This window comes from Saccharothrix tamanrassetensis (genome assembly GCF_014203665.1).
Taxonomy (GTDB): Bacteria; Actinomycetota; Actinomycetes; order Mycobacteriales; family Pseudonocardiaceae; genus Actinosynnema; species Actinosynnema tamanrassetense.
In genome coordinates, this window is record NZ_JACHJN010000001.1 from 363354 (window position 1) to 375895 (window position 12542).

The window sequence follows — 12542 nt, forward strand, 5'->3', positions numbered from 1 at the left end:
TCGCAGGAGCGGTACCGGGGCCGCGAACCCCCGTCACACCTGGGATTCGGCGAGCAGCCGCAGCGCCAGTTCCTTGAGCCGGGGATCGGCGTGCGCGGCGTTGCCCGAGTCGAACGGCGGCTGCGGGTCGTACTCGACGGCCAGTTGGATCGCCTTCGCCACGGTGTCCCCGGCGATCAGCGAAGCCAGGTGCAGAGCCATGTCCACGCCGGCCGACACCCCGGCCGCGGTGATGATCTTCCCGGAGCGCACGTAGCGCTCGGGCCGGTAGGTCACGTCGAACCGGGACTCCAGGTAGTCGGCGGAGGCCCAGTAGGTCGTGGCCTCCCGGCCGTCCAGCAGGCCCGCCGAGGCGAGGACCAGCGATCCGGTGCACACCGACGTCGTCCACCTGCTGTGCCGGTGGATGCGGCGGATCCAGTCCAGCAGCACCTGGTTGCCCATGGCCGCGATCGTGCCCCGGTTGCCCGCGCCGGGGACGAGGAGCACGTCCAGGGCGCCGACCTCGTCGATCGACCGGTCGGCCACGACCGCCACGTCCCCGGTGTCCGTGCGGACCGGGCCTCGCCGTTCGGCGATCATGGTGACCTTCGCGCCGGGCAGCCGGGACAGCACCTCCGCCGGGCCGGTGGGGTCCAGCAGGCTGTAGCCGTCGTACAGCAGGATGCCGATGTTCGGACCGCTCCCCTGCCGCTCGGCGTGCGCGGTCCCCGCGGCGGCCGTGCCGGCGGTGGCGAGGACGGCGGTGGCCACGGATCCCCGGAGCATCGCCCGGCGTGTCGTCGAATGCGTCATGGCGCCGAAGTCTCGTGGCCGGAAGGGGTTCGCGGGCGCGGCATGTCCGGCATCCTGCGGATCGTGTCCCCGCCGACCCCGTAGTGGTCCAGGAACGCCTGCCGGAGCGTCTGCGCCGACCGGAACCCGCAGCGGCGGGCGATCGTCTCCAGCGACAGTTCGCTGGAGCGCACGAGGTGCACCGCCGCTTCGGTGCGCGCCGCCCGGACGGCACGTGCCGGGGTCGTCCCGAGGTGTGCGGTGAACAGGCGCGTCAGGTGGCGGGTGCTCACCCCCGCGCGGGCCGCCAGCGCCGCCGGCGTCAGGTCCTCGGCCAGGTTCCCGGCGATGTGGCCGGCGAGGTCGCCGACCAGCCGGTCACCCGGCGGTGGGGCGGCCAGGAACATGCTGATCTGGGCCTGGTCGGCGGGCCGGTGCAGGTACGACACCAGCTCGCGGGCCACCGCACGCGCCAGCGTCGGTCCGTGGTCGTCCTCGATCAGGGACAGCGTCAGGTCGAGCGCGCTGGTGACGCCGGCGGCGGTGTAGACGTCGCCGTCACGGATGTAGAGCGGACCCACGTCCACGGCGACTCTGGGGTGGCGGGCGGCCAACTGCTCGCCGTACCCCCAGTGCGTGGTCACCCGCCGGTCGTCCAGCAGCCCCGCGGCGGCGAGCACGTAGGTGCCGGTGCAGACCGAGGCGATGCGCCGGCTCCGTTCCGCCAGCCGCCGCACCTGCGCCAGCAACCGCGCGTCCGCCGCCGCCTTCTCGTACCCGACACCGCCCACGACGATCACCGTGTCCAGCCGTCCGGTCACCTCCTCCAGCCCGCGTCCGGCGCCGAGCGCGATCCCGGCCGAACTGCGGGCCGCCCGACGGCCGAGGGTGCCCAGCTCGATCGTGTAGGGAGGGGTCGCGCCGTACCGGTTGGCGATGTCCAGGGCCCCGCTGGGGCAGGCGATGTCGAGGATCTGCGCGTCGTCGTAGGCCACGATGAGCACGCGCCGCCGATTGTCCATGACACCGATGATCACGCACCGCGGAAGACCGGGGCTCACGGTACGGGAGCGGCGCCGGGTTTCGGCAGGAGGAACATGAGCGCGGCGGCGAGGACGAACACCGCGACCTCGCAGTAGAGGACGGTGACGAGCGCGTTGGTGTGGTCGCCGCTCCCGGCGGCGCCGAGGGTGCCGAAGAAGGCCGCGCCCAGCCCGGCGACCCCGAAGGCGCCCCCGAGTTGCCCGGCCGTGCTGACCACCCCGGAAGCGGAACCGGCGTGGGCGGTGTCGACGTCCCGGAGCGAGACGTCCACGAGGGTGGGCGCGACGAGCCCCATGCCCACTCCGGCGACGAACAACCCGGGAACGAGCGCCCACGGGCCGATCGCGGGACCGGACAGGCTCACCGCGAGCACCAGTCCGCTCACGCCCAGGGCCATGACGAGCGCACCGGCGATGGCGCGTCGGCGACCCGGGAACGACGCGAGTGCGCCGGCGGCTCCGGACGCGACGGCGATGCCGGCCGACCACGCCACGAACGTCAGCCCGGTGCGCAACGCGGTGTACCCCTGTCCCGACTGCAACGCGATGGCCAGCACGAAGAAGAAGCCGGTGACTCCGGCGTACAGCGCGACCTGCGCGCACACGCCGCCGGTGAAACCACGGTGGGCGAACAGGCTCAACGGCACCAGCGGGGAGGCGCTGCGGCGTTCGCGGTGGCGCTGGTGTGCGACGAACAACCCGAACACGGGCATCGCGGCGGCCAAGGCCAGGACCGCCCACCAGGGCCAGTCCTGCTGCGGACCCTGCACCAGCGGGTAGAGCAGCAGCAGCAGACCGGCGGTGAGCAACGCCATCCCGGTCGGGTCCGGCCGATCGGCGCGAGGGGCCCGGGAGTCGGGCAGCGTGACAGCCGCCACCGCGAGCGCGGCCAGGCCGATCGGGACGTTGATCAGGAAGATCGACCGCCACCCGAGCCCGAACAGGTCCGCCGTGACCAGGACTCCCCCGAGCAGCGGCCCGGACACGGTGCCGATCGCGGCGGTGGCCCCGTACGCGGCGAACGCCTTCGACCGCTGCCCGACCGGCACCGCGACCTGGATGACGGTCAGGATCTGCGGGATCATGACCGCCGCCGCTGCGCCCTGCGCCACCCGCGCGGCGATCAGCACTCCGGGGCCCGGTGCGAGACCGCAGGCCAGCGACGCGAGCAGGAACCCCGCCACGCCGGCGAGGAACACCGGACGCCGTCCGTAGCGGTCGCCCATGCGGGCACCGGTGATCAGCCCGATGCCGAACGTCAGCGCGTACGCCGCGACGGACCACTCGACCTGAGCGGTGCTCGCGCCGAGATCCGCGCGGATCTCGGGCAGCGCGACGTTGACGATCGTGGTGTCGATCAGGTCCATCGCGGCGGCGGCCAGCATCGCGGTCAACGCCCACCACAGCCGGCGCGGTATCCGCTCCCCCGGCACCTCGTCCCCTTCCGGCACGGCGCCCCTCCCCTCAGATCGTGTAGAGCTAAACAGTACAGAGCTTCACCGTTCAGGTCGAACCGTTTCCGGTAGACTCGACGCCATGGCGCAGGACGACAGGCGGATCACGGGCGAGATCGCCGAACTGGTCGACGACGGGTTCTTCGCCTGGATGGCGACCTGGAAGGCGCAGTCGCTGGCGGCGCGCCGGATCGAGAACGTCATGCGGGACCGCGCCGGGCTCTCGCTGACCTGGGGCGAGGTCCTCTCCCGGCTCGGCGCGGCGGACGACAACCGGCTGACCATGAACGAACTGGCCCGGCAGGTGTTCGTGTCGCGCAGCGGGATCAGCCAGGTCGTCACCGCCATGGCCAAGCAGGGCCTGGTCGAGCGGCGCGGCGACCCGGACAACCTCCGCATCACCTACGCCGTGCTCACCGACCACGGCCGCGCCGTCCTGCGGAACTCCACCACGACGTTCCTCGAGGCCATCCGCGAACACTTCGCCCGCCACCTCAGCCCCGACGAGGCCCGCGCCATCACCGACGCCATGAACCGGGTGACCCGGATCCTCGGCGGCACCCCGGAGACCCCGGACACGACCTCCGCGATCGAGAACCTCCACCGCGTCGTGGGGGCCGATCCCGAAGGCGCCGAGCACCACCGTTGACCGGCGACCTCACCACAGGCACAGGCACAGGCGCCCGCGCCACCGGAACCGGCCGGGTTCACGCCCGCTGCGCACCCGCGTCCACCAGGGTCCGGGTCGTGGGGTGTTCCGGACGGCCGAGCACCTCCGCCACGCTCCCCTCCTCCACCACCTTCCCCTCGCTCAGCACCACGACCCGGTCCGCGTTGCGCGCGATCACCGCCAGGTCGTGGGTGATCACCAGCACCGCCAGGTCCAGCTCGCGCCGCAGGCGGTCCAACAGCGCCAGCACCGACGCCGCCACCCGGACGTCCAGACTGGACGTGATCTCGTCGCACAGCAGCACGTCCGCCCCGGCGGCCAGGGCGCGGGCGATCGCGACGCGCTGGCGCTGCCCGCCGGACAGTTCGCGCGGGAGGCGGGTGGCCAGTTCTTCGGGCAACCCGACCAGGCCCAGCAGCCGATGCGCCTCGGCGCGGGCCTGATCAGGGGTCATCCGCCGCGCGATGCGGGCCACCCGCGCGATCGCCCCGCCGACCGGGCGGCGCGGGTTCAGGGAGCCGGTGGAGTCCTGCGGGATCAGTTGCACGCGGCGGCGCTGGTCGACGGGTCGACACCGCAGGCCGGGTTCCAGAGCCTCGCCGAACAGCGACACGCGACCGGAGTCCGGCCGCAGGACGCCGGTCACGCACCGCGCCAGAGTCGTCTTGCCGCAGCCCGAAGTCCCCAGCAGCGCGAGGGATTCGCCCTCGTGCAGCCGCAGCGACACGTCGTCCAGCACGACCCGCCCGCCACGGGACGCGGTCAGCCCCGACACCTCCAGCGCGACCCGGCCGACCGGCTTCGTCGTGCGCCGGTCCAGCTCGACCCGCAGGTCCGGTGCGGCGGCGAGCAGTTCCCGCGTGTAGGGCGCCGACGGCGCGCGCAGGACCTGGTCGGTCGGTCCGTGCTCCACGACCACGCCTCCGCGCAGCACTACGAGACGATCGGTCATCCGGGCCGCCGCGTCGAGGTCGTGCGTGATGAACACCAGGGCGAGGCCTCGGTGCGCAGCCAGGTGTTCGAGCTGGTCGAGCACCAGTCGGCGCATCGGTCCGTCCAGGCCGGTGGTGGGCTCGTCCAGGATGAGGCCGCGCGGGTCGCCGGCCATCAGCCTGGCCAGCGCCAGGCGCTGCTGCTGGCCGCCGGACAGCTGGTGCGGGTACCGGCGGCGGAACGGCCGATCGCCCGGCAGCCCCACCTCGGTCAGGGTCCGTGCCACGGCGGCGTCCGACCGGTCCGCGGACAGTTCGGTGATCTGCCGTTCCACCCTCAAGGTCGGGGTCAACGCGGACGGCGGGTCCTGCGGCAGGTAGGCCAGGACGCGCCGGCGCAGTCGCCGGATGTCGGCAGGAGACGCCCTCAGCACGTCCTGCCCGGCCACCCGCACCTGTCCGCGCACCACCCGGAGCCCCGGACGCACCGCGCCGACCAGCGCGAGGCCCAACGTGGTCTTGCCCGCGCCGGACTCCCCCACGACGCCCACGCGCTCGCCCTCGGCGACCGACAGCGTCAGGTCCGCCAGCACCGCCGCGCCGGACGCGTCCTCGATCCGCAGCCCCTCGATCGCGATCACCGCAGCACCCGGCCCACGACGCGGTCCAAGCCGAGGTTCGCGGCGACGGTCAGCACGCCGAGCAGCACGGCGGGCACCGCCACGCCCCACGGCGTGAGCCGGATGCCTTCGACGTTCTGGCTGATCATGGCACCCCAGTTCGGTCCGCTGGAGCCGAAGCCGAGGAACCCCGCCGCAGCGGTCAGCGTCACCGCGATCGCCAGCCGGGTGCCGAAGTCGGCCAGCACGGGACGGACGATGTTCGGCAGGATCTCCCGGACGATCACCGACAGGTGCGAATCGCCGGTGGCGTAGGCGGCGACGACGTAGCCGTCCTCCACCGCGCGCATGGTCTCCGCTCTCGTCACTCGCGACACGAACGGCGTGCCCGTCAGGACCACCACCACGGTCATGGTCGCCGCGCCGTAACCCCAACCGTGCAGCAGCACCAGCAGGACCAGTACCGGCGGCAGGCCGAGCAGGAGGTTGTCCAGCCGGGACACCACGGCGTCGGCCACCCCGCCGAAGTAGCCGCCGACCGCGCCGAGCACGAGCCCGAGCAGCGTCGCCAGCACGGTGGCGACGATCGGCACCAGCAGCAGGGGCTGCCCGCCCGCCAGCACCCGGTCGAGCACGTCGCGCCCGGAGTGGTCGGTGCCCAGCGGGTTCGCGGCCGAGGGGCCGGTGTAGGGCAGGCCGACGATCAGCTCCGGATCGGCGGCGAGCGCGGGGCCGAACACCGCGACGCCGAGCACCACGGCCACCACCGCCGCCGCCAGACCCGTGAGGACCCGCCGGAGCGACGAGCGGGCGCGGACCTCCGGCACCCGCACCGGCACGCTCATCGGGCCGCCGCCCGCAGGCGCGGGTCGACCGCCATCACGAGCAGGTCGGCCAGGACGAACGACACCAGGATGATCGCCGCGAGCAGCAGCCCCACCCCTTCGAGCACCGCCGTGTCGTGCTTGCGGACGGCCGCGACCAGGGTCTGCGAGAGGCCCGGGTAGTTGAAGACGATCTCCACCACCGCCGTGCCGCCGAACAGACCGCTCAGCAGCCACGCGAAGGTGTGCGCGCACGGCGGGAGGGCGGCGGGCAGCAGGTGGCGGAACACGACCACCCGCTCCGGCAGACCGGCCAGGCGGGCGGCCTCCACGTGCGGCATCCCGTCGGCGTCGATCACCGCCGCCCGCACGATCCGGCCGGCCCACGAAGCGCCGAACAGCGTCAACGCCGCCACCGGCAGCACGAGGACTTCCGGCCGGTCCAACGGGGTTCCGCCCAGCGGCGGCAACGAGATCGCGGGCAGCACCGGCACCAGGTCGGCGAACACCAGCACCAGCAGCCCCGCCGTGACGAACTGCGGGATGGACACCGCCACCACGGAGAACGCCGACAGCGCCCGGTCGGCCCGGCCACCTCGGCGCAGCCCCGAGATCAAGCCGACGGCCATCGCCAGCGGCACGGTCACCGCGGCCGTGACACCGACCAGCAACGCGGTGGCGCCCAACGGTTCGGCGACGATCTCCACCACCGGCTGCCGGGACACCGCGCTGGTGCCCAGGTCGAGCCGCAGCGCGGCGAACGCCCACTCCGCGAACCGCACCGGCCACGGGCGGTCCAGCCCCAGGGCGGCCCGCTCCCGGGCGACGTCCTCCAGGGTGGCGTCCGGGTCGAGCGAAGCGGTGGCGGCGTCACCCGGCAGCACCTCCGAGGCCGCGAACAGGACCACCGCGACGGCGAACAGCGTCGCCGCGGTGGCCGCCACCCTGCGGGCGAGGAACTTCAGCGCGGTCACGCCGGGCCGGTGGCCTGGTCGAACAACTGCACCGACTGCACGACCCGCACCCCGCCGATGCCCTTGCGCGCCGCGTCCAACTGCTCTTGGAAGCCCCACACGACGTCGCCGCCCTCGTCGTAGAACTCCTTCTGCAACGCGCGGAAAGCCTGTTCGCGCGCCTTGTCGTCGGCCATCGCCTGCGCGGCGGCCAACCGGGTCTGGTAGCCGGCCGGCGGGCCGGTGACGTTGAACGGCGCCTTGGCGTTGGTCACGGCGGCCAGGTGCACGGACGCGGGTCGGTTGACGTAGTAGAACGCCTGGAACGGGTGCTTGGTCAACGTCGTGAGGTCGGCGTAGTACGCGTCGGGAGCCGACTCCTGGAGCGTCAGCTCGACGCCTGCCTCGGCCAACTGCTGGGCGAGCAGCTTGCTGGCGTTGAGCATGCCCGGCACGATCTCGCCGGTGCGCAGCGTCAGCTTGGTGACACCCGCCTCGGCGAACAGTCGTCGCGCCTGGTCGAGGTCCCGGCCGCGGGCGGGCAGGTCGGCGTAGCCTGGCAGCGTCTTGCCGACCACGTCGTCCGCCGGTGATCCCAGCCCCAGCAACGCGTTGTCCACCAACGCCTGCCGGTCCACCGCCAGTCGGACCGCCTTGCGCACCTTCGGGTTGTCGAACGGCGCCAGCTGCTGGTTCATCGCGAACGACAGCGCGTTGGAGTTGGCCGCGCCGCCCCGCCGGATCTCGATGTCGGCGCTGCCCGCCTCGGTCTTCGCACCGGTCGCGCTGACGCTGATCGCGTAGTCCACCTGGCCCGCTTTGAGCGCGGACAGCCGGGCAGCCGCGTCGAGGATGCCGACGACCTGCAACTCGCCCACGGTCGGCTTGCCGCCCCAGTACTGCTCGTTGGCGACCAGTGTGGTGGTGGTTCCGTTGCGCCCCACCATCTTGTAGGGACCGGACCCGATCGGCTTCGCGAACTGCGCGAGGCCGTCCGGGAAGACCGGTGAGAAGACGACCAGCACCGACTCCTTGAAGTCGCCGCGCGGCACCAGCAGCGGCACCTTGACCGTCCGGTCGTCCACCGCCGACATGTTCGCCAGGTCCACCACGCCGTAGACCGACGCGCGGTTGCTGGGCTTGCTGCCCACGGTGCGCAGGCTGTGCACGACGTCGGCGGCCTTGAGCGGCTTGCCGTCGTGGAAGGTCACCCCCTCGCGCAACCGGATCGTCCACGCCGTGGCGTCCGCGTTGGGCTCCACCGACTCGGCGAGCTGGTACCGGTACTCGCCGTTGTCCAGCACCATCAGCGAGTCGTAGACGTGGCGCAGGACGAGCAGCGTCGCACCGATGCTGGACGTGAGCGGGTTGCCCGGCTCGCTGTCGGTCACCTGGTGCGGCGCGCCCACCTTGAGCGTGGCCAGCGGTTTGCCGGCCCCGCCGGACTGCCCCGCGCCGGTGGACGTGCCCCCGCCGCCGCAGGAGGACAGCACGGGCGCGCCGACCGCGGTCACGCCCGCGAGGAGCCCGAGCCTGAACACCGAACGACGATCGAATTCCTGCGCCACTGTTCCTCCAAGATGCCGGTCACGTGGAGCGGTGACTTCGGGAAGACGATCGCCCAGCGGCGTCCGGACCACCGCTCAAAAGGGATCAACCGGTGGCAGCCGGGCTCGCCATCAACGCCATCAGCTCCGGCGTGTACAGCTCGCGCAGCCCCACGATGCCCGCCACCGCGTCGAAGTACCGGGTGGTCAACTCGGGGCTGGTGCCGACCGCACGCAGCAACGCCCGCCGCTTGTCGCGCGCTTCCGCCTGCGCCACCAGCAGAGTCGCGTGGTAGTTCTCCGTCAGCCGGGCGTCGCGCGCGCGCTCGAACTCGGCCAGGGCGGCGTCCAGCCGCACCGGGTCGGGCAGCGCGTCGCCCACGGTGTCCGCGAGCAGGTCCGCCTGCATGAAGGCGTCCGTGATGCCGCGCGCGGTCAGGGAGTCCTTGTGGTGGCCCGCGTCCCCGACCAGTGCCCAGCCGGGACCGTGGGCGCGGCGGAAGTAGTTCTGCTGGTCGCCGGTGCCGTTCAGCCTGCCGACCTGTTCGGCGTCCTCGATCTGCGCGTAGAGCTTGGGCGCGTTGGTCCGGACGTTCGCCAGGTAGGAGTCGAACGCGTTGTGGCGGACCTCTTCGAACCGCTGCTGCGGGTGGTACGCGGCGATGAGGACCGCGTCGTCGTTGGTCGGCACCGCCGAGACCCAGCCCGTGTCGCCCTCGTACATCTCGAAGTGCGTCCTGGGTCCGTGCCAGATCGTGTAGTAGGCGCACGTGAGCGGCGGGTGCTCGACGGTCTTCGGCGCGCCGACCAGTTCGGCCACCGTCGACCGCATCCCGTCCGCGCCGACGACCAGCGCGGCGTGCTCGTCGACCGGTCCGTCCGGTCCACCGCACCGCACACCGACCACCCGTTCGTCGTTCCACAGCAGGTCCAGCACCCGGCAGTCGTCGCGGAACTCCGCGCCCGCCGCGACCGCCGCGTCGACCAGGATCGGGTCCAGCACGGACCGGCGCGGCGCGTAGGCCTCGCGGATGCCGTCGACACCGCTGGCGCAGCCCTCCACCCGGACGTCGCCCAGTTCGTAGACCACGTGGTCCAGGGGCGGGCAGCCGCTGGCCTTCACCGCGTCCAGCACGCCCCACGCGGCCAGCCGCGCGACACCGGGCTGCTGGATGTAGAGCGTGGAGAGCTTGTCGGCCGGGAACTTCCCCCGGTCCAGCAGCAGGACCCGGTAGCCCTGCCGGGCGAACCGCAGTGCGGTCGGGGCTCCGCCGCAGCGCGCGCCGACCACGATGACGTCGTACATGTTCCCTCACCCTCCATCGACGGCACGAGCGAAGACGACGGCGGAGTTGATGCCGCCGAAGCCGAAGCCGTTGGACAGCGCGCGACGCAGCCCGGCGGGCTGCGCGACCGCGCCGACGAACCGGGTGCGGTCGTCGACCGGCCGGTCCAGGTTCACGTTGGGGTGCGCGAAGCCACCGGTCAGCTGGGCGACGGTGGCGACCGCTTCCACCACCCCGGCCGCGCCGAGGCAGTGCCCGGTCAGGCCCTTGGTCGAGTTCACCCACGGCCGCGCCGGCCCGAAGACCGCGTGCAGCGCGGCGACTTCGGTCTCGTCGCCGAGCCGGGAAGCGGTGCCGTGCGCGTTGACGTAGTCGATCCCGTCCGGCTCGACCCCGGCCGCCCGCAGCGCGCGGCCCATCACCCTCGCCTCTCCCGCCGCGCTGGGATCGGCGAGCCGGTTGCCGTCCAGCCCGAGCGCGCAGCCCTCCACGGTCGCGAGGACTTCCGCGCCACGCCGGGCAACCGACTCCGGAGACTCCAGCACCAGCGCGGCGGCGGCCTCTCCGGGCACGAAGCCCCGCCGGTCCCGGTCGAACGGCCGGCACGCGGCAGCGGGGTCGCCGTCCGCTTCGGCCAGCGCACCGAGAACCGCGAAACCCTTGCGGTGCAACGGGGTCATCTCGGTCAGCGCACCCACCAGGACGCAGCAGTCGACCGCGCCGGACGCCACCAGCCGGGTCGCGTGCACGATCCCGACGTTGCCGCTGGCCGACGCGCCGCCCACGGTGAACCCCTCGCCGGTCGCCGCGAACACCTCGCTGAGGGTGCCGACGTGATCGGTGTCCCAGGCGTGCAAGGCGAAACGAGCGGGCAGGTACGCCGGGTTGTCCACGAAGGACCTTCCCAGGTCGTACGCGTACCGGGCGGTCAGGTTGTGACCGGCCACCACCACGCCGATCCGCTCGCCGGGCACCGGGGCCTCCGACAACCGTGCCGCCGTCCACGCCTGCAAGGCCGCGGCGACAGCGGCCTGGACCGGCGGCGGGGCGCGCCTCGCCGAGCGCAACGCCCTGGCGCGCAACGGTCCTTCGTCGAGCGCGTCCGGGAAGGACCACCCGCTGATCGGCGCACCCAGCCCGTCCTCGTCGGCGACGATCCCGCTGCGCCCCGCGCGCAGGGCGGCGGTGAACGACGGGACGTCCGCGCCGATCGAGCAGACGATCCCGGTGCCGACCACCGCCGCCCGGCTCACACGTGCTTCCGGAGCAGGTCGACGATCGCGTCGATGTTGTTGACGTCGCGGAACTCGCCGATCGGCACCACGATCCCCAACCGCTCCATCGCCAGGGTCACCACCTCGGCGCGGTCGATGCTGGTGCAGCCCAGGTCGGCCAGCGAACGGCCCGCGGTGACCTGCTCGGGGTCGACCTCCGGCACGACCTCGATCAGGCTGTCCTTGACCGCGTCGAAGACCGTCACGCCCCCGACACCCCCGCCCCCGGACGGACCCGGCGGGTGAACGGGTGGCCGAGCGTGGTCTCGGTGGCCATCCGGTTGGCCGGGTTGTCGTTGTCCCCGCAGACCAGCACGGAACCCCACCGCTCCAGCGACACCGTGCCGCCGTACTCCTCGATGACCTCGGTGTCCGGGTAGACGTCGACCGACGTGGGCACGTACCGGCCGGCGAAGCCGAGCCGCATCTCCTCGGTGCGGCCGGCGTGCGGCAGCGACGCGTGCATCAGCGTCGACCAGAACATGATCGCCTGGCCGGGGCGCATCACCATGGACACGGCCTTGGACTCGTCCGGCTTCCAGTCCGGGTCGACCTGGAGCTCGCGGTAGTCGTAGCCGAAGAAGCCGCGCCGGACGCCGTCCTTCTCCTTCGAGTTGATGTTGTCCGGGTCGTAGTGCATCTTCTTGGTCTCGTCGTAGAACATCGTCTGGTGGGTGCCCGGGATGAACTGGAGGCACCCGGTCTCCTCGTTCGCCTCGGTGAACGCGGTCCACACGGTCAGCGTGCCGCCGAAGTCCTCGGCGTCGCCGGGCCACAGGATCTGCGGCTTGCCCGAGGCGTTGGCGAACGTGTCGGCCTGGTGCCAGTCGGTGCCCTCGTCGCCGGGGTACTTCGGGAAGAACTCCGAGCGCCAGCACTGCACGTTCGGCCCGAGCACGCTCGCGACCCGGTCCACGACCCGCGGGTGGCAGATGTGGTCGGCCAGGAACCCGTTGTCCAGGTGCCGGTCGTAGTTGGAGATGTTGGTGTTGCCGGACTCGGCCGCCTCGTCCTGGTAGACCGCGTGCGTGCGGTCCAGCAGCCGCAGGCGTTCCCGGCGCCACCGGGCTTTCATCTCGTCGACCTCGTACACCGTGAACGGACCGAAGTACCCGTTCCGGTGGAAGTCGGCCAGCTCCTGCGCACTGAGCGAGAAGTCGTCCAT

General features: G+C 72.7%; 12 protein-coding genes. 1 reads left to right on the forward strand and 11 read right to left on the reverse strand.

Annotated features, from left to right (window positions below):
* Positions 1-33: 33 nt before the first annotated feature.
* Genes FHS29_RS01580 through FHS29_RS01590 form a run of 3 tightly spaced genes read right to left on the reverse strand, consistent with a single transcriptional unit; the run spans position 34 to position 3268 of the window.
* Entirely contained in the window at positions 34-795 is a 762-nt protein-coding gene (locus FHS29_RS01580; RefSeq protein ID WP_246439760.1) for a DJ-1/PfpI family protein, read from the reverse strand.
* The gene (locus FHS29_RS01585; RefSeq protein WP_184687517.1) at positions 792-1796 is read right to left on the reverse strand and encodes a GlxA family transcriptional regulator; all 1005 of its coding nucleotides are present in this window, start codon (positions 1794-1796) and stop codon (positions 792-794) included. Before FHS29_RS01585 ends, FHS29_RS01580 begins: the two co-directional genes overlap by 4 nt.
* A gap of 35 nt (positions 1797-1831) precedes the next feature.
* Complete coding sequence (locus FHS29_RS01590) at positions 1832-3268, reverse strand: MFS transporter (RefSeq protein ID WP_184687519.1); 1437 nt, start codon at positions 3266-3268, stop codon at positions 1832-1834.
* Positions 3269-3353: 85 nt separating this feature from the next.
* Between FHS29_RS01590 and FHS29_RS01595 the strand changes: the two genes are divergently transcribed.
* Positions 3354-3920 carry a MarR family winged helix-turn-helix transcriptional regulator gene (locus FHS29_RS01595; RefSeq protein ID WP_221455259.1) on the forward strand — a complete coding sequence of 189 codons (567 nt, stop codon included), beginning with the start codon at positions 3354-3356 and terminating at the stop codon, positions 3918-3920.
* 58 nt (positions 3921-3978) lie between these two features.
* Here FHS29_RS01595 and FHS29_RS01600 read toward each other — a convergent pair whose 3' ends face one another.
* From FHS29_RS01600 to FHS29_RS01635, 8 genes are all read right to left on the reverse strand, one after another.
* Positions 3979-5514, reverse strand: a complete 1536-nt coding sequence (locus tag FHS29_RS01600) for an ABC transporter ATP-binding protein (RefSeq protein WP_184687520.1) — start codon at positions 5512-5514, stop codon at positions 3979-3981.
* Positions 5511-6338 (reverse strand): ABC transporter permease, encoded by an 828-nt coding sequence (locus FHS29_RS01605; RefSeq protein ID WP_184687522.1) that lies wholly within the window; start codon positions 6336-6338, stop codon positions 5511-5513. The genes FHS29_RS01600 and FHS29_RS01605 overlap by 4 nt, the downstream gene beginning before the upstream one ends.
* A complete protein-coding gene (locus FHS29_RS01610; RefSeq protein WP_184687523.1) occupies positions 6335-7291 on the reverse strand; it encodes an ABC transporter permease in 957 nt (318 codons plus the stop codon). Before FHS29_RS01610 ends, FHS29_RS01605 begins: the two co-directional genes overlap by 4 nt.
* A complete protein-coding gene (locus tag FHS29_RS01615) occupies positions 7288-8811 on the reverse strand; it encodes an ABC transporter substrate-binding protein (protein ID WP_312864693.1) in 1524 nt (507 codons plus the stop codon). Before FHS29_RS01615 ends, FHS29_RS01610 begins: the two co-directional genes overlap by 4 nt.
* A 112-nt stretch (positions 8812-8923) precedes the next feature.
* On the reverse strand, positions 8924-10123 hold the full coding sequence (locus tag FHS29_RS01620) for an NAD(P)/FAD-dependent oxidoreductase (protein ID WP_184687525.1): 1200 nt from the start codon (positions 10121-10123) through the stop codon (positions 8924-8926).
* 6 nt (positions 10124-10129) lie between these two features.
* A complete protein-coding gene (locus tag FHS29_RS01625) occupies positions 10130-11356 on the reverse strand; it encodes a beta-ketoacyl synthase N-terminal-like domain-containing protein (protein WP_184687526.1) in 1227 nt (408 codons plus the stop codon).
* Positions 11353-11583, reverse strand: a complete 231-nt coding sequence (locus FHS29_RS36505; protein ID WP_184687527.1) for a phosphopantetheine-binding protein — start codon at positions 11581-11583, stop codon at positions 11353-11355. The genes FHS29_RS01625 and FHS29_RS36505 overlap by 4 nt, the downstream gene beginning before the upstream one ends.
* Complete coding sequence (locus FHS29_RS01635) at positions 11580-12542, reverse strand: chlorinating enzyme (RefSeq protein WP_184687528.1); 963 nt, start codon at positions 12540-12542, stop codon at positions 11580-11582. The genes FHS29_RS36505 and FHS29_RS01635 overlap by 4 nt, the downstream gene beginning before the upstream one ends.

Excerpts from the sequence above, each read along its gene's own strand:
- FHS29_RS01580 (WP_246439760.1), bottom strand. The coding sequence starts at position 795 with ATGACGCATTCGACGACACGCCGGGCGATGCTCCGGGGATCCGTGGCC.
- FHS29_RS01620 (WP_184687525.1), bottom strand. The coding sequence starts at position 10,123 with ATGTACGACGTCATCGTGGTCGGCGCGCGCTGCGGCGGAGCCCCGACC.
- FHS29_RS01635 (WP_184687528.1), bottom strand. The coding sequence starts at position 12,542 with ATGGACGACTTCTCGCTCAGTGCGCAGGAGCTGGCCGACTTCCACCGG.
- FHS29_RS01595 (WP_221455259.1), top strand. The coding sequence starts at position 3,354 with ATGGCGCAGGACGACAGGCGGATCACGGGCGAGATCGCCGAACTGGTC.
- FHS29_RS01585 (WP_184687517.1), bottom strand. The coding sequence starts at position 1,796 with ATGGACAATCGGCGGCGCGTGCTCATCGTGGCCTACGACGACGCGCAG.
- FHS29_RS01605 (WP_184687522.1), bottom strand. The coding sequence starts at position 6,338 with ATGAGCGTGCCGGTGCGGGTGCCGGAGGTCCGCGCCCGCTCGTCGCTC.